Genomic DNA, 16816 nt, shown 5'->3' with positions numbered 1-16816 from the left:
ATGCGTATCCGCTTCCTCGCGACGATCACTGTCCTGCTCGGCACGGCGCTTCCGGCCCAGTCCGCTTCTGTCCAGTCCGCTGGGCCCATCGCTCCGAAAACAGTCGATATCGTCATCTACGGCTGCACGGCGGGCGGGGTGATCGCCGCGATCGAGGCACGCCGGCTGGGGCGGTCCGTCACTCTGGTCTGTCGCGACGGTCATCTCGGTGGGATGACGACCAACGGTCTGAGCTGGTCGGACACCGGCAACCACCGCGCGATCGGCGGACTGGCGCTCGAATTCTACCGCCGGGTGAAGCATCATTATGACGATCCTGCCGCATGGGTACAGGCACCGCGCCCGGCCCGCGGCGAGAACTTCGTCGATAACGAGGCGATGTGGCAGTTCGAACCGAAGGTCGCCGAACGCATCCTGGAGGACTGGGTTCGCTCCGAAGGGGTGACCGTCGTTCGCAACCGGCCGCTCGATCGGACCGGCGGCGTGGACTTGCACGACGGGCGGATCGTCGCGTTTCGCTCGATCGGCGGGCAGCGCTTCGCCGGGCACGTGTTCATCGACGCCAGCTACGAAGGCGACCTGATGGCCGGCGCCGGCGTCTCGTTCACGACCGGGCGGGAGGCGAATGCGACGTACGGCGAAACGCTCAACGGCGTGCAGGCGAAGAATGCGGAGAGCCATCAGTTCATGCTCGATATCGATCCCTACCGCGTGGCGGGCGATCCGAAGAGCGGGCTGCTGCCAAGGATCAGTGCCGCGAAGACCGCGCCGGACGGCAGCGCGGATACGAAGATCCAGGCGTACACCTATCGACTGTGCCTGACCGACGTGCCCGGCAATCGCATCACCCTGCCCAAGCCGCCGGGCTATGATCCGGGCCAGTATGCGCTGCTCAAGCGCTACATGGATGCGGGGTATCGCGATTTTTTTGGGAAGTTCGACCGGATTCCCAACGGCAAGGCCGACGTGAACAATTTCAGTGCGTTCTCGATGGACGATATCGGCATGAATTACGGCTATCCCGAGGGCAATGACGCCGAACGCGCCGCGATCGCGCAGGAGCACACGCGCTACCAGCAGGGCTTGCTCTGGTTCATGGCGAACGATCCGGGCGTTCCCGAAGACACGCGCACGACGATGTCCAGTTGGGGACTGTGCAGGGACGAGTTCGTCGCCAACGGCGGCTGGCCGCGCGAGATGTACGTCCGCGAGGCGCGGCGGATGGTGTCGGACTTCGTGATGGCCGAACCGCACGTGCGCGGCATCAAGTCCACGCCTAGACCGATCGGCATGGGATCGTACCAGATGGACTCGCATAACGTGCAGCGCACCGTCGACGCCCGCGGTTTCGCGCGCAACGAGGGCAATATCGAGGTGCCGGTCAAGCAGGCCTACCCGATCGGCTACGACGCGATCATACCCAGGCGCGGGCAGGCGACGAACCTGCTCGTACCGGTCGCGCTCTCCGCATCGCACATCGCCTATGGCACGATCCGCATGGAGCCCGTCTTCATGATCCTCGGCCAGTCCGCCGCCGCCGCCGCAGACCTCGCCATCCGAGGCAAAGTCGCAGTGCAGGACGTACCCTATCCCGCGCTGCGCGCCCGTCTGGACGGCGAGGGGCAGGTGCTGACGTTGAACGACTGACGCCAGTAGCGGCACGGCTGCGCGAATGCAGTTGGGACGACATTGCCGCGTAGCCGCGCCGGAACCGCTCGAGCTTCGACGCAGGCGACGTCCGTTGATACCCGTATGGGCGTTATGCCACCCCGGCCTCGAAGTCCCGCGTGTGCGCCACAGTGTTCGCAGCCGTGATCGACGATACCGCAATCGCCTCGCCGATCAGCAGCAGCGCCGGATCGTGATCGCTGATCGTCTCGACCAGGAACGCGAGTGCCGACAGCCGGCCGCGCAGGATGCGCTCGGTGGGGAGCGAGACGTTGACCGCGACCATGACCGGCGTGTCGGGCGCCCGCCCGGCCGCGATCAGGTTGCGCGCGACTTCGCCGGCGGCGGCGCGGCCCATATAGACGGCGAGCGTGGCATCGGGCGCGGCGAGCGCGGTCCAGTCGAGATCGAGCGCTTCGTCGGCGCGGGCGTGCGCGGTGACGAACGTCAGCTTTCGTGCGAGGCCGCGCAGCGTCAGCGAGGCGCCCCCCGAGGCCGCTGCGGCGCTGGCGGCGGTGATGCCGGGGCAAATCCGTACCGTGATGCCTTGCGCGGCGAGGTGGTCGAGCTCTTCGGTCGAGCGGCCGAAGATCGACGGATCGCCGCCCTTGAGCCGGACGACGCGCTTGCCCGCGAGCGCTGCTCTGGCGAGCAGGACGTTGATCGAGACCTGGTCCTTCGAATGTCGCCCCGATCGCTTGCCGACGCTTACCCGCTCGATGCCGTCAGGAATGAGTGCAAGGACGCCTGCGCCGACCAGCGCGTCGTAGAACACGATGTCGGCCGCCGCGATCAGTCGCTCGGCTTTCCGCGTGAGCAGGTCGGGATCGCCGGGCCCGGCACCGACCAGCCAGACCGAACCGGGTGGAAAATCATGCGACATTTGCTGATCCTTGCGTGACGAGGAGTTTGGCGAGGGCAGGGCGGCACGATCCGCAATTTGTGCCGGCTTTCAAGGCCGCACCGATTGCGGGAACGTTGGCGAGCTGCTGGTCGGCGATCGCGGCGAGAATGGTCTTCAGCCCGACGTCGAAGCACGCGCAGACGATCGGGCCACGATCGACCTGAGCACCCGGCGCGCGGCCGGCGAGCAAGGTGGGCGCAGCGATGGCCTCGCTCAGTTGCGCGACGAGCCAGTCGCGGGGCGGGAGCATGCCGTCCCGGGTAACGAACAGGACGGCGGCGAGCCTGCCGCTCTCCAATATCGCGATCCGGCGCGAGCCCCGAGCCGCATCGACCGCCTCGATCCGCTGGCCCTTGGGGAGCAGCGCGTCGAGTGCCGCGGCGGCGCCGTTGCCCGCCATGTCCCACGCCGTTCCACCCGACACCGCGACGCGTGTCGCCCACAGGCAATCGGGGCGCGTCGCCAGTTCGCCGCGGATCACGACGAAGCCGCGCCATTCGGTCGCGACGGGCTCGATCCGCACCGGCGTGGATTTGAAACCCGGCTGACCCGAGACAGGGTCGGCGAGCGGGCGAGGGAGAAGCCCGGCACGGCCACCGGTCGCGGTCTGGTCGGTCCAGTGGATCGGCACGAACAGCTCGCCGATCCGCTGCGTTGCGACGACGCTCGCGCGGAAGACGCTGTCGCCCTGCGGCGTCGTCACGCGCGCCAAGCCGCCATCGACGATTCCCAGCCGCACCGCGTCGTCGGGGTGAATCTCGACCAGCGGTTCCTCGCGGTGGCGCGCGAGCTTGGGCGACAGGCCGGTGCGCGTCATCGTATGCCACTGGTCGCGGTAACGCCCGGTGTTGAGCGTCATCGGCCATTGCGTAAGGGGGGCGGCAACCGGCTTTTGCGCCACCGGCACGAGGCGCGCACGGCCATCGGGCGTCGAGAACCGGCCGTCCGCGAAGGGCGCGCCACCCCAACGGAACGGCGTCATCGCATCATATTCCGCATTGCCCTTCGCCGCATGACCAGGAAGCGCGAACAGCCGCGTGCCGTTATTCTCATACGACGACAGCCGGCAATGCTCGCGCCAGATCTCGGCCGGGCGGTCATAGGAAAACGCCGTCTTCCACCCCATTCGCCGCCCGACTTCGGAGATGATCCACCAGTCGGGTTTTGCGTCGCCGGGCGCGGCCATGAACGCGCGCTGGCGGCTGATCGTGCGGTCCGAATTGGTGACGGTGCCGTCCTTCTCGCCCCATGCCGCGGCGGGCAGGCGTACATGCGCGTGGACCGAAGTATCGGTGGTCTCGATCACGTCGGAGACGACGACGAACGGGCAGGCGGCCAACGCCTCTCGCACGCGGCCGGCGTCGGGCATCGATACCGCGGGGTTGGTCGCCATCACCCACAGCGCCTTGATCCGGCCGTTGCCGAGTTCGCGGAAGAGGTCGACCGCCTTCAGCCCCGGCTTGGTCGCCATGTTGGGCGCGGCCCAGAACCGCCCGACACGGGCGACGTTCTCGGGCGCGAAATCCATGTGCGCGGCGAGGCTCGACGCGAGCCCGCCAACCTCGCGACCGCCCATCGCATTGGGCTGGCCGGTGATCGAGAAGGGGGCCGCACCCGGCTTGCCGATGCGCCCGGTGGCGAGGTGCAGGTTGGTGATCGTGTTGACCTGATCGGTGCCCGATAGTGACTGGTTCACGCCCTGGCTGAACATAGTGACGGTCTTCGGCGTCGCGGCGAACAGTTCGAAGAAGCGCCGGAGGTCCTGCGGCGGAACGTCGCAGATGCGCGCCACCGACCACAGGTCGCTGCCTTCGCCGACCTGGTCCCAGAACGCATCGGGTGTCGCGACGTGCGCGGCGAGATAGTCGTAATCGACCACCCCCGCGTCACGGCACCATGCTAGCAAGCCGTTCATCAGCGCGACGTCGGTGCCGGGGCGGATCGCGAGATGCAGGTCGGCCTCGTCCGCGGTCTCGGTCCGGCGCGGGTCGATCACCACGAGCTTCGCGCCCGCGTCGCAGCGCGCGCGGATGCGTTGATAGACGATCGGATGGCACCAGGCGGTGTTCGATCCGACCAGCACGATCAGGTCGGCGGCGTCGAGATCGTCGTAGCTTGCGGGGACGATATCCTCGCCGAACGCGCGCAGGTGGCCCGCGACTGCGCTCGCCATGCACAGCCGCGAATTGGTGTCGATGTTGGCCGAGCCGATGAAGCCCTTCATCAGCTTGTTGGCGACGTAATAGTCCTCGGTGAGCAATTGTCCGGAGACGTAGAAGGCGACGCTGTTGGGGCCGTGCTGTGCGATCGTGTCGCGGAAGCGTTTGGCGACGAGGTCGAGTGCCTTGTCCCAGGATGCGCGACGCTGGCCGATCATTGGGGTGAGCAGGCGGCCTTCGAGTCCGATCGTCTCGCCGAGGTGGGTGCCCTTCGAGCAGAGCTTGCCGGTGTTGGCGGGGTGGTCGGGGTCGCCGTTAATCGCGACGCTGCGCTCGCCAGTCGGGGTGGCGAGGATACCGCATCCGACACCGCAATACGCGCACGTCGTGCGCACGGCCGCCATTAGCCCTCTCCCCCTTGGGGAGAGGGTTGGGTGAGGGGTTGGGACGAGCCGCACGCGCCCCAACCTCTCACCCCGACCCTCTCCCCAGAGGGGAGAGGGAGCAGTGGCGCGATCACGCGGGTGGAAGCCATTAGCCCTCTCCCCCTCGTGGAGAGGGTTGGGTGAGGGGCAGTTGGGACGGGCCGCACGCGCCCCAACCCCTCACCCCGACCCTCTCCTCAGCGGGGAGAGGGAGCAGTGGCGCGATCACGCGGCGGCCTTCATGGTCGAGGTGCGGCAGAGCAGCACCCGCCCACCGCTCACCTTCACCGGAATAACCGGCGTACACCCCTTGTCCTCTCCGAGCGCCTCGCCCGTATCCAGCGCGATCCGCCAGTTGTGCAGCGGGCACGCCACCGCGCCGCCGTGCACGATGCCCTGCGACAGCCGGCCGCCCTTGTGCGGGCAGCGATCCGCCAGCGCGAAGACCTTGCCGTCGCCGGTGCGGAACACCGCGATGTCGTCGCCGCCGGCGACCTGCACCGTACGACTGCCGCGGACCGGGATCTCGTCGACCCAGCCGATATCGAGCCATTCGCCGATCATGCCATTTCCCTCCCGAGAAAGACGGGCGTGTCCAGAGGTGTGAAGCGCGCCATCGGCGCATGCTGTTCGCGGTGCTCGCCCGCCGCGCGTGCCGCCCACGGGTCGTCCTGCGTGAACTGCTGCGAGAACAGGAACCGCGCAGCCAGCGCATCGCGGCCCTCCGGATCGTCGGCGATCCGTTCGCGGATATACGCGACTCCGATCCGCTCGATCCACGGCGCGGTCCGCTCCAAATAGCGCGCTTCCTCGCGGTACAACTGGATGAACGCGGCGCAGTACTGCATCGCCTCTTCTTCGGTCGCTACCTTGCACAGGAAGTCGGTCGCGCGGACCTTGATCCCGCCATTGCCGCCGACCGACAGCTCGTAGCCGCTGTCGACGCACACCACGCCGAAATCCTTGATCGTCGCCTCGGCGCAGTTGCGCGGGCAGCCGCTGACCGCGATCTTGAACTTGTGCGGCATCCAACTGCCCCAGGTCATCCGCTCGACCTTGACGCCGAGCCCGGTCGAATCCTGCGTCCCGAACCGGCACCAGTCCGACCCGACGCATGTCTTCACGGTGCGCAGCGATTTGCCGTACGCATGCCCGCTGACCATCCCGGCGGCGTTGAGATCGGCCCAGACCGCGGGCAGATCTTCCTTCTTGATCCCGAAGATGTCGAGCCGCTGGCCGCCGGTCACCTTGACCATCGGTGCGTCGTATTTCTCGACGACGTCGGCGATCGCGCGCAGCTCGCGTGGGTTGGTGAGCCCACCCCACATCCGCGGCACGACCGAATAGGTGCCGTCCTTCTGGATGTTCGCGTGCACGCGCTCGTTGACGTAGCGGCTCTGCTGGTCGTCCTTATAGTCGCCCGGCAACGCGCACAGCAGGTAGTAATTGAGCGCAGGCCGGCACGACGAACACCCGTCCGGCGTCGACCAGCTCATCTTCTGCATGACTTCGGGGATCGATCGCATGCCCTGCGCGACGATCTCGCGGCGGACGTCGTCGTGGCCGAAGCTGGTGCATTTGCACATCGTCTTGACCGAACGTTCGCCCGAATACTCGTCGCCCAGCGTGACCGCGAGCAGTGTCTCGACCAGCCCGGTGCACGATCCGCACGATGCCGACGCCTTGCAGGTCGCGCGGACCGCGTCGAGCGTCGCGTTGCCGGCGCCGATGCACGCCACGACCTGGCCCTTGGTGACGCCGTTGCAGCCGCAGATCTCCGCATCGTCGGAGAGCGCCGCAACGGCCGCCTTAGGGTCCGCAGTGCCTCCTCCCGAGGCGAACGACTGGCCGAAGATCAGCATGTCGCGGATCGGCGCGATGTCTTCCGCCCGCTTGAGCAGGTCGAAATACCAGCCGCCATCGGTCGTGTCGCCGTACAGCACCGCGCCGACGATCCGGTCGTCCTTGACCACGACGCGCTTGTAGATGCCGCGCGACGCATCGCGCAGGACGATGTCCTCGCACGCCCCGCCGCCGGAGAAGTCACCCGCCGAGAACACGTCGAGCCCGGCGACCTTCAATTTGGTCGAGGTCACCGATCCGCGATAGCCGCTGTGACTGTCGGTCAATCCATCGGCGAGCGCGCGGCACATGTCCCACAGCGGCGCGACGAGGCCGTAGACGTTGCCGTCATGCTCGACGCATTCGCCGACCGCCAGGATCGACGGGTCGCTGGTGACCATGTGGTCGTCGACCTTGATCCCGCGGCCGATTTCCAGCCCGGCGTCACGCGCGAGGGCGACGGAGGGGCGGATGCCGACTGCCATGACGACGAGGCTCGCGGGGATCAGCGTGCCGTCTTTCAGTAGCACGCCCTCGACGCTTGTGTCGCCAACGATCTCGGCGGTGTTCGCCTCGGTGAGAATGACCTGACCGCGCGATTCCAGCGCCGACTTGAGCAACCACCCCGCCGCCTCGTCGAGCTGCCGCTCCATCAGCGTCGGCATCAGGTGGATCACCGTGACCTTCATCCCGCGCAGCGTGAGCCCGTGTGCGGCCTCCAGCCCGAGCAGCCCGCCGCCGATGACGACCGCCGCTCCACCCTTGCCCGCAGCCTCCAGCATGTGGTCGACGTCCGCCATGTCGCGGAACGAGATCACGCCGGGCAGGTCCTTGCCGGGGACGGGGATGATGAACGGATCGGAGCCGGTCGCGATCAGCAGCCGGTCGTACGATACCGTCAGCCCCGATCGTGCGGTGACGGTCTTTGCGGCGCGGTCGATCGCCCGCACCGGGTCGCTCGTCACCAGCTCTATAGTGTTGGTCGCGTACCAAGCGTGATCGTTGATGACGATCTGCTCGAACGTCTTCTCGCCCGCCAGCACCGGCGACAGCATGATGCGGTTGTAGTTCACGTGCGGCTCGGCACCGAAGATCGTCACGCGGTATCGGGTCGGATCGCGCGCGATCAGTTCCTCGACCGCGCGACAGCCGGCCATGCCGTTGCCGATCACGACGAGGTGCTCGCGCCGCTTGGAAAAGGGGGTGTCGGGGCAGGGGGTTTGGTGTTCCATCAGATCGTCCAGTCGGGTTGGAGCCGGGGAAGGGAGGGTCATGCGGGGAGCGCGCCGTTGACCGAGCGGTCGCTGGTGCGCCGCGCGTCGAGCGCCGCGTCGAGCAGCGCGCGCTCGTCCGATTTGTGCGTGGCGGAGAAGCGGACGGCCAGCGCGCAGACCGCGGTGCCTGCGACGACGTAGCCGAGCACGATGAGGCATTGCTGCGGGGTGGCCGACGCCTTGTTGAGGAACCCCGCCGCGACCGCGCCGATGTTGCCGCCCGCGCCGATCAGCCCGGCGACACCCCCCAGCGCCTTGCGGTCGATGAACGGCACCAGCGCATAGGTCGCGCCGCACGCCATGTGCGTGAACAGCCCGAACATCGTCATCGCCAGGATCGCGAGCGTGACGCTGCCGGCATGACCGAACAGCACCAGCCCGACGCCTTCGCCGAGCATCAGCGCGAACAACAGCAGCGCGCGGCCGTCGAGGCCCTTCACGAGCGCGATCCGATCGCTGGCGATTCCCCCGAGCGCACGGGCAAAGAGCGCAAGCCCGCCGAAGATCCCTGCTGCCAGCCCCGCATTGGTCAGCGAAAGCCCGAACCGATCGACGTAATAACTTGCGGCAATATTATGAATGAAGATCTCGACCCCGAAGCACGCGCCATAGGTCGCAGCCAGCATCCAGGTGCGGTAATTGGCGGCGGCGCGGCGGAAGATCGCCATGCCCGTAGCCTTGCCGCCGTCGAGTTCGATGCCCGCTGCGCGGAGGTCGACGATGTCGCCCTGCGGCGTGTCCTGCGTGTAGCGCGCATACACGAACGCCATCGCGAGCATCGCCACGCCCGGCACGAACATCGCCGCACGCCAGCCGAACGCGTGCTCGACGCCTAGGCCGACCAGCGCCGCGACGACCAGTGGCATCAGGCTCTGTGCCGCGCCGCCGCCGGCATTGCCCCAGCCACCGACGGTCGCGTTGGCTGTGCCGACGACGTTGGGCGCGAACATCACGCTCGTATGATATTGCGTGATGACGAACGACGCGCCGATCGCCCCGATCGCGAGGCGGAAGAACAGGAACGTCTCGTAGGTCTGCGCGAACGCCAGCCCGAACACCGGGATCGCACCGATCAGCAGCAGCCACGTATAGGTGCGCCGGGGGCCGAACCGGTCGCAGAGCGGCCCGACCACCAGGCGCACCAGGATCGTCACCGCGACCGCGGCGATGTTGATGTTGGCGATCTGGTCTTTGCTCAGCCCGAACTCGGCCTTGATCAGCGGCATCAACGGCGCGGCGGCGAACCACGCGAAGAAGCACACGAAGAACGCGAGCCACGTGACATGAAACGCGCGCATCTGCGGCGTAGCGGCGCTGAACAGGTCGATCCTAGTGGCTTTCGGCGCGGCGGTGTCGATACCCGGTGATGCGAACAACATGGTCGGCCCTCCATCTGCGGCGGACAAAGAAAAAGCCGCCCCGACGGCGACCTTGCGGACGCGTCGGAGCGGCTTCGTTGCCTATGGACGATCGGTGGATCGTCCTACGCGGTCAGGTCCCGTCGTTGGAACCGGTCTCGCGATGATTTCGTGTCCGACTCCCTTGCCGGACGATGCGAAGATGACCGAAGTGGCCGTATCGCGCAAGCGTCATTTCGCGGGTGCAGCAGATTTGGGTTTGGCCAGGCGATTGGCCGCTAAAACACCCCTCCCTTCCAGGGAGGGGAAAAGAGAGTTCAGGGCAAGCCGGCCAGATACCCCTCGATATCATCCGGATCGAACGCGCGCCGGTCGAAGAACGCATCGCGCCCGAGGATCAACCGCCCCTGCGTCGATCCCGCGCCGATGCTGTCCGCGCCGATAGCCCCCTCGAGCTTCGAACTCGCATTGGGCAACGGCGCGCCCGAGCCCGCCAGCGCCGTGCGATACACGTCAGGACGGAACACCCCTTGCGCGACGTCCGCCTCCTCGGCCGAGAACGGCGTGCCGTCCCAGCGTACCATCTGCGAATACAGCCACGCCGCCTGACTACGCCACGGGAAGTTCGCCGCCTCGCGGTACTGGAACATGAAATCGGGCACGTGGATCGGCACCGCGTCCTTCACCAACCGCACCCGGTCGCCGATCGCCCGCGACACCGCATCGACCGGCGCATCGAGATACTCCGGGCGAGACAGGATCGTTGCATTCTCTTCCCGCGTATCGGGATCGACGAACTGCGCGGCGGCAGCGTGCAGTGCACGGATCAGCCGGTGGACGACGTCGCCGCGCTCGACCAGCGTCTCCGCACGCATCGCCAGCACCTTTTCGACGCCACGCTGCCAGACCTGCGCGGTTACCAGCGCGATCCGCCCGACGCCGCGATCCACCGCGACGCCATTCCATGGCTCGCCGACGCAGATGCCATCGACTTCGCCCGCCGCCAGCGCATCGGCGGCGAAGGTCGGGCTGGTCGTGACAATCTCGACGTCGGTATCCGGGCGGATGCCGACCGCCGCGAGCCAGTAGCGCAGCATGTAGTTATGGCTGGAGTAGCGATGCACCACGCCGAACCGCAGCCGCCGCCCCGCCGCAGCACGCTCGGTCGCGACCGCCTTCAGTCGCGCACCCAGCACCACCGGATCGGCCAGCGCATCGCCCTCCATGACCTGTGCCGCAAGCGGCAGCGACAGCGTGATCGCATTGCCGTTGAGCCCCAGCACGAACGGCACCGCCATAGGCACCGCTGGCCGCCCACGCCCCAATGCCGTCGCGATCGCTAGCGGCGCGACCATGTGCGCGGCGTCGGTATGTCCGTACAGCAGCCGATCGCGCACCGTGGCCCAGGTCATGTCGCGGACGAGTTCGATCTCCAGCCCCTCGGCCTCAGCGAACCCGCGTTCGCGCGCGAGGATCGGCAGCGCCGCATCAACGAGCGGGAGGAAACCGATGCGGACCCGGTCGAGCGCCATCACAAATCTCCCATGAGCGCATCGCTGGTGATGATCGCGTCGGCGATCTCGGCGATCCTGCGGTTGGATCGCATCGCCTGCGCGCGGAGCAGGCCGTACGCGGTCGGCTCGTCGATGCCGCGGCGCTTCATCACGATCGCCTTGGCACGGTCGACGGTGGTGCGATCGGCGAGTGCGCTGCGAGCCTCGTGCAACTCCGCCTGCAACCGCGCGAACGCCTGGAACCGGCGGATCGCGAGGTCGATGACCGGCTTGATCCGCTGCTTCGCGAGTCCGTCGACGATATACGCCGAGACCCCCGCATCGACCGCGGCAGCGGTGGATTCCGCGTCGCTCTGGTCGACGAACATCGCGATCGGCCGGGCCAGCGCGCGCGATACCGCGAAAAACTCCTCGAGCACGTCGCGGCTGGGGTTCTCGAGGTTGATCAACACCACTTCGGGCGCCGCCCTCTCGAGCGCCGCGACCATCCCCGGCGTACCGTCGATCACGACGATATCGTCGAGCCCCGCCTCGCGCAGGCCGTCCGAGATGATCGCCGCCCGTGTCGTGCTCGTGTCGATGATCGCGATCCGCATCGGGCGGTCTTATGCTGCACCGATCCTGATGGCGAGGCCACATCGGTCAAGGTTGCGCAGAAGGCGAATAGAGCTGGTGCGACGCTCGCCTCGAGGCAGGTCGATCATCTTCGCTTGCTGCAGTCAGTCAGGTGCCGAGCCCGTTTCGGTGTTGAAGCGAGGGTTTTCGAAATCGATCGGTGAGGGACGTGTTTCGGCGGGCGCGGTCGCACTCTCGGACCACGCACGGCAGAGCATGTCACGAAGCATTGCCGCCCCCGCAGTCGTTTGATCGTAAACGAGCGCACGTACGTCCCCATCGGCGAAATTGGAAAAGCCGTCCCGCTTTTCCAATTTATAGACGCGCTCCATCTTGTCGCCGGAGTCGTCGAGAAAAGCGAGTATTCCATCGAACATGTCGCCTTTGCGATGACCGGGCATGCCTATCCGTGGTGCAATGTCCGACGCGGTCAGCTTCATTCCATCGACGAAGCGGCTTTCGAACCGGCCGTGGATCGATTTGTCGGTCGTGTAGCCGTTCGGATTTGGCCCGCGCCAGCCGTCGCTGTTGACCGAGTCATGCAAAGGTTGCGCGCCGTCGCCGATATAGTGACCGAGGCGGATGACGTCGAAGGCGCAGTGCTGTTCGGCGAATGCGGCGCCCCGGCCCGCCGCCTGCGCGGCGCGAACGTCGCGCATGCAGACCACGATCCTCTCATAGGCTTCGATCGCGGCATAGGGGAGCGTGCCGGTCCAGCGCACGTTGGTACGTGCGGCGGTCGCGGGATCGGTGCGCTTGATCTTCTCGTGCTGTTTGAACACCGCGATGACGAATTCATAGCGGGAGCGAGGGATCGGCTTCAGGAACGTGAACTGCTCGCGGAACCAGCCGTGATTGGGATCCTCCTCGATCTTCGAGAAGTTCTCGGACGAACCACGCCACGTGTCCGGCAGCGAAGCCGATGCTGCGATGTAGTCGACATGGCGTCGCAGGAAGACCGGGCCGTCATTGGGGATTGCGTCGATCGCCGCGCGGTCGATGACGGCGTGCGCGGTGCCGCCCCAGGCTTGCGCCGACGTGGGCATCCAGGACACGGCAAGTGCGGCGATCGTGGTCAACAGGGCAGGGCGCATCACAGGTTCCAGACGGGTCAGGGATCGAGGGGATCGCGCGGATCGGCCCGCAGGGATAGCGGCGAAGGCCGGAACTCCAGTTCAGTCGGCGAGACGCGCCTTCCGACCTGCCCGGGGACGTAACCTAGTTCTAGCAGGTTTCGCTGCGCGAACGCGGCGCCGGCGATCGTCTCGCTCTGGCCCGGATTGCAGATGATCAGCGCGTCCTTGTCGAACGGCGCGCCGAGAGTGGCAAGCAAACGGGTCGCGTTGCGTAGGTTGGTCGTGGTGTGCCGCGCATAGGGTTCGATGACGATTGCCTCCGCCGGTATGCCGTAGCGCTCGATCAGCGCGGCGCGCATCTGCTCGGCCTCGGTGAACCGGGTAGCGCGGGGATGGGCGCGTCCGCCGGTCACGATGATCAGCGCGATATCGCCGCGCGCAAAGCGATCCGCGGCAAGGCGGATGTGATATTTGCCGAACGGGCTCAGCGCGGTGTCGGGCGTCTCGGGGCCGACACCGGTAACGATCATTGCTGTGTAATGCCACCGCTTCCAGTCGAGCGACCGCGCGCGCTTTACGGCGGCGGCGTTCAAGCCTCCGGTCGGTGGATCGAAGCCGATCGCGTCGGTGCGGTCGCTGACATCGAGCAGGGACAATGCGAAGTCCATACTTGGGTCGAGTGCCTGTGCCGACCGCGCACGGGGCGTGCGCGACAGCCAGTCGGCGGCCTGCAATCGCGCGCGCGTTTCCGAAGGATCGATCGGGCCGGTCCCATCGATCTGTGGGTAACGTGGTAGCTGGCCAAGACCGAAAGTGCGGAGGACGACGTTGATCCCCTCGATCTCACGCCTGGTCTGCGCCGCGGCGCCGTCATCGGCGGACGACATGTGCTCCGGCATTCCGGCGGCGAGAGTTGCGGACTCGGACGGCGTCCAGACCAGTGCCTGCGTGATGCAGGTCAAGTCGTCGGCACAGGCGGTCCGCCGCCCGGCGCGCGTCGCCAACATTGCCGCGACGGCAGGGTTCGCTTTCAGCCTGTCGAGCGCCGCCGGATCTGCGCCGATCGCGTCGAACAGCGGGAACAGCCGGCGCGATAATGTGCCGATCAAGCGGTCGCCGACCGGCTTGGCCACCGTCTGCGCAACCACCGGCTCGGCGTCAGCAGGTACGCACGCAAAGCCGACGATCGCCGCGGCAAGTGCCAAGCCGTATCTCACCAGGATTTGCCGACCACGAGCCGGACGTTGCGACCGAAGATCGGACGGCCGTAAATCGCTTCCGAACTACCCTGGCCGCTCAACTGATCGGTACGCGTGTTGCCTTCGGTCAGGCCGTGCGCGTTGAACAGATTGTCGCCGACCACCTGCACCTGCCACGTGCCATGCCGCACGGTCACGCCCGCGCCGGTCGTGCCATAGGCTGGTAGTGCGGTGTTGTTGTACAGGTCGACGAAGCGCTTACCCATATAGGTGTAGCGACCATAGACCGACACCGCGTTGTCGCCGAGATCGAAGTCGAAGCTCGGGCGGATGTTGCCGTAGATCTTCGGCTGGCGGACGATCTGCTTGCCCTCGGCCTGGACGGGATCGGCGCCGGTCGAACTCTGGAAGTTCTTGTATTTGGGGTCGCTGATCGTCAGCGCGCCGTTGAGCGAGAACCATGACGTCAGCGCGAGCGATCCGTCGAACTCGATGCCCTTGACCTGCGCCTCGCCGATGAAGGGGATGTTGACGTCGTTGCGCCCCGTGCTCGGGTCGAACGCCAGGAACGAGGCGTTGAGCGGATCGAAGTTGGTATAGAAGCCCGTGACGTACAGGTACGAACGCCCCGCCGCCAGCTTCAGTCCGGCTTCGTACTGATCGGCGATCGTGGTGAGGATGGTCGGGTTGATGCTCATCACCGTCTGCACGCTCGGGGGCGTCTCGAGATGCGAGGCGCGACCATACACGCCGATATGGCGGTTGAAGTCGTAATTGGCGCCCGCTGTCCAGTTGGTGACGTGCGGCTTGCCGGTCTGGTTGATGATGTCGCCGGTGAACGCACGCGTGGTGTCGTCTGCCAGCGTCGTCGCGTCGCCGAGATTTGCTTGTCCCGTCAGCGCGGCATAGCCCTTGTAGCTGTAGCGTTCGTGACGGATGCCAGCGTCGAACCGGAGACCGGGGAGGATCTCCCAGGTGTCGTTGGCGAAGAGTGCAATCATCTTCGCATCGGAATTGCCGCGGGTCAGCGTCGCGGCATAGTTGAGCACGCCTTTGTCGGTCACGGACCCGATCCGCGTTCCGGCGGCATTATAGGCGATCAGGTCGAGCGTCCGCGGCTTGCCCGCCACCTCGATCAGGTAGTTCTGATAGATCGTCCGGCTGTCCTCGCCGTAGAGGCTGCCGTACACGCCGAGCTTCAGGTCGTGGCTGCCGAAGCCGGTCTCGAACTTCTTGGCGACCGACAGGTTGATCTGGTTCGAATAGAATTTCGAATGGATGTCTCGGTACTGGCCCTGCACGACCAGACCGGAGGCGGCGTAGGGATCGTAGACGGTGCTGGTACCGGCCAGCACATAACCGAGCGACGCAACAGGACCGAATGCGGTCGTCGCGCGGGCGCGATAGCCGCTTGCAAAGCTGTTCGCATCGACCGGGTTGGTGGTCGAGTAGAACGCGTTGAAATCGAGCTTGCCCATCGTGAAGCCGGCCTTGGCGGAGACCAGCCAGCCGTCGAAATCGGCATCATATTGCGTACCGATGTTGATCATTCGCATATGGCGACCGTCGGCGAGGTCGCTCGACTCATTCTGGACCACGCCGGCACCGTCGCGGTAGCGCAGGTTGACGTTGCGCAGCGCTGGCGAGTTCATCGTGCCCGAGAAATAGTCGATATAGCGATCGAGCGAGACCACCGGGTTGCGCGGGTCGGCGGTCGGGATGGGTAGATAGAACACGTTGTGATCGTTGACGTAGTTGACACTGAGCCGGAGCGAGCCGTTGTCGAGGTCGTGTTTGATGTTGGCGCGGAACTGCCCTCCCTTGTCGTTGGGAAAGCCATTGTCGCGGTAACCGTCGTGATAGCGAACGAACCCGCCGACCGCGTAATAGGTCTTTCCGCCGAGGGGCCCCGACTGGACGATGTCTGCACGGTAGAGCCCGGTATCGCCGACCGTGACCTGTGCCTTGCCGCGCACCTCGTCGCGCCCCGTCACTTCGATCGCATTGACGATCGCGCCCGAATAGCTTGCGTAGACGGGGGCGGGACCGCCGCGGACGACTTCGACTCGCTCGGTCATCAGATCGGGCTTCAGGATTGCGTCGCCGCGGAAGAACACGCCGTCATTCTCATGGAACAGCGGCAGGCCGTCCTGCTGGAAACTGACGAAGCCACCGTCGTTCGGCAGGCCGCGGATACGGTAGATGTTCTGGACTTCGCCGCCGGTGATCTCGGTCTGGAAGCCCGGCAATTGGCCAATGAGGTCAGCGAAATTGACCGGTGCGATCTTCTCGATGTCTGCCTGTGAGACGACGTTGATAGCATAGGATGCATCGAACCGGCGTTGCGCGCGCGTCGAACCCGTAACGATGATGTCGCTCTTGGTGTTCTGCGAGTCCGCGGCGGAGTCACTTGCCTCGACCGGATTGGCTTCGGTCGCTGCGACGGGGTCTGCCGTCTGAGCACATGCCGGCGTGGCGATCGCGGTGCTCATCGCGATGAACGCGGCACCACATGCGAGAACGGATTTGAGCATGAACCCCCCACAGGAACTCTGATTTGGCAAAATGCCGACCCGGTTCCGTTGGGGGGGAATTGTTACATCTTGAATTAAATGACCAAAAAAAGACCAATTCTACTACGTTCGGCACTCGGGCAGCCGGTCCTCTCGTTATCGGTGCTCGGTCCCGCCGCGGAAATATTGGTTGTGGCTCCGCATTGCTATGCCGGTAACAGCCACCAAACCGCTTCAACCGGTGACGGGATGGAGAGCGCGTTCGCTGC

Annotated in this window: 11 protein-coding genes; 1 reads left to right on the top strand and 10 read right to left on the bottom strand. The window is 66.2% G+C overall.

Annotated elements, in window-relative coordinates; translation table 11 throughout:
- Window positions 1-1647, top strand: a complete 1647-nt coding sequence (locus IFT67_RS13975; RefSeq protein WP_192238842.1) for an FAD-dependent oxidoreductase — start codon at window positions 1-3, stop codon at window positions 1645-1647.
- 112 nt (window positions 1648-1759) lie between these two features.
- On the opposite strand, the gene cobA is transcribed toward IFT67_RS13975, so the two are convergent.
- The 10 genes from cobA to IFT67_RS13925 form a co-directional block, all read right to left on the bottom strand.
- The gene (cobA, locus tag IFT67_RS13970; RefSeq protein ID WP_192238841.1) at window positions 1760-2551 is read right to left on the bottom strand and encodes a uroporphyrinogen-III C-methyltransferase; all 792 of its coding nucleotides are present in this window, start codon (window positions 2549-2551) and stop codon (window positions 1760-1762) included.
- A complete protein-coding gene (locus IFT67_RS13965; RefSeq protein ID WP_192238840.1) occupies window positions 2541-5135 on the bottom strand; it encodes a nitrate reductase in 2595 nt (864 codons plus the stop codon). The genes cobA and IFT67_RS13965 overlap by 11 nt, the downstream gene beginning before the upstream one ends.
- 246 nt (window positions 5136-5381) lie before the next feature.
- Window positions 5382-5720 carry a nitrite reductase small subunit NirD gene (nirD, locus tag IFT67_RS13960; RefSeq protein WP_192238839.1) on the bottom strand — a complete coding sequence of 113 codons (339 nt, stop codon included), beginning with the start codon at window positions 5718-5720 and terminating at the stop codon, window positions 5382-5384.
- Entirely contained in the window at window positions 5717-8230 is a 2514-nt protein-coding gene (nirB, locus tag IFT67_RS13955; protein WP_192238838.1) for a nitrite reductase large subunit NirB, read from the bottom strand. The genes nirD and nirB overlap by 4 nt, the downstream gene beginning before the upstream one ends.
- A gap of 38 nt (window positions 8231-8268) precedes the next feature.
- On the bottom strand, window positions 8269-9651 hold the full coding sequence (locus IFT67_RS13950; RefSeq protein ID WP_192238837.1) for an MFS transporter: 1383 nt from the start codon (window positions 9649-9651) through the stop codon (window positions 8269-8271).
- 296 nt (window positions 9652-9947) lie between these two features.
- Entirely contained in the window at window positions 9948-11162 is a 1215-nt protein-coding gene (locus IFT67_RS13945) for a CmpA/NrtA family ABC transporter substrate-binding protein (RefSeq protein WP_192238836.1), read from the bottom strand.
- Window positions 11162-11740: an ANTAR domain-containing response regulator gene (locus tag IFT67_RS13940; RefSeq protein WP_192238835.1), complete on the bottom strand. Its 579-nt coding sequence runs from the start codon at window positions 11738-11740 to the stop codon at window positions 11162-11164. The genes IFT67_RS13945 and IFT67_RS13940 overlap by 1 nt, the downstream gene beginning before the upstream one ends.
- 123 nt (window positions 11741-11863) lie before the next feature.
- The gene (locus tag IFT67_RS13935) at window positions 11864-12853 is read right to left on the bottom strand and encodes a phospholipase C/P1 nuclease family protein (RefSeq protein ID WP_192238834.1); all 990 of its coding nucleotides are present in this window, start codon (window positions 12851-12853) and stop codon (window positions 11864-11866) included.
- Window positions 12854-12870: 17 nt separating this feature from the next.
- Window positions 12871-14040 carry a YdcF family protein gene (locus IFT67_RS13930; protein ID WP_244647397.1) on the bottom strand — a complete coding sequence of 390 codons (1170 nt, stop codon included), beginning with the start codon at window positions 14038-14040 and terminating at the stop codon, window positions 12871-12873.
- 8 nt (window positions 14041-14048) lie between these two features.
- Window positions 14049-16568 (bottom strand): TonB-dependent receptor, encoded by a 2520-nt coding sequence (locus IFT67_RS13925; RefSeq protein ID WP_192238833.1) that lies wholly within the window; start codon window positions 16566-16568, stop codon window positions 14049-14051.
- Window positions 16569-16816 lie beyond the last annotated feature (248 nt).

Origin of the sequence: Sphingomonas sp. CFBP 13728 (assembly GCF_014841895.1) — a bacterium.
In the GTDB taxonomy this organism is placed as follows: domain Bacteria; phylum Pseudomonadota; class Alphaproteobacteria; order Sphingomonadales; family Sphingomonadaceae; genus Sphingomonas.
The sequence above is the reverse complement of the archived record's forward strand: the minus strand, read 5'-3'. Positions and strand labels throughout refer to the sequence as shown.

Coding starts and splice junctions, on each gene's coding strand:
- cobA (WP_192238841.1), bottom strand. CDS start 2,551: ATGTCGCATGATTTTCCACCCGGTTCGGTCTGGCTGGTCGGTGCCGGG.
- IFT67_RS13965 (WP_192238840.1), bottom strand. CDS start 5,135: ATGGCGGCCGTGCGCACGACGTGCGCGTATTGCGGTGTCGGATGCGGT.
- IFT67_RS13925 (WP_192238833.1), bottom strand. CDS start 16,568: ATGCTCAAATCCGTTCTCGCATGTGGTGCCGCGTTCATCGCGATGAGC.
- IFT67_RS13945 (WP_192238836.1), bottom strand. CDS start 11,162: ATGGCGCTCGACCGGGTCCGCATCGGTTTCCTCCCGCTCGTTGATGCG.
- IFT67_RS13935 (WP_192238834.1), bottom strand. CDS start 12,853: ATGCGCCCTGCCCTGTTGACCACGATCGCCGCACTTGCCGTGTCCTGG.
- nirD (WP_192238839.1), bottom strand. CDS start 5,720: ATGATCGGCGAATGGCTCGATATCGGCTGGGTCGACGAGATCCCGGTC.
- IFT67_RS13975 (WP_192238842.1), top strand. CDS start 1: ATGCGTATCCGCTTCCTCGCGACGATCACTGTCCTGCTCGGCACGGCG.
- nirB (WP_192238838.1), bottom strand. CDS start 8,230: ATGGAACACCAAACCCCCTGCCCCGACACCCCCTTTTCCAAGCGGCGC.
- IFT67_RS13950 (WP_192238837.1), bottom strand. CDS start 9,651: ATGTTGTTCGCATCACCGGGTATCGACACCGCCGCGCCGAAAGCCACT.
- IFT67_RS13940 (WP_192238835.1), bottom strand. CDS start 11,740: ATGCGGATCGCGATCATCGACACGAGCACGACACGGGCGGCGATCATC.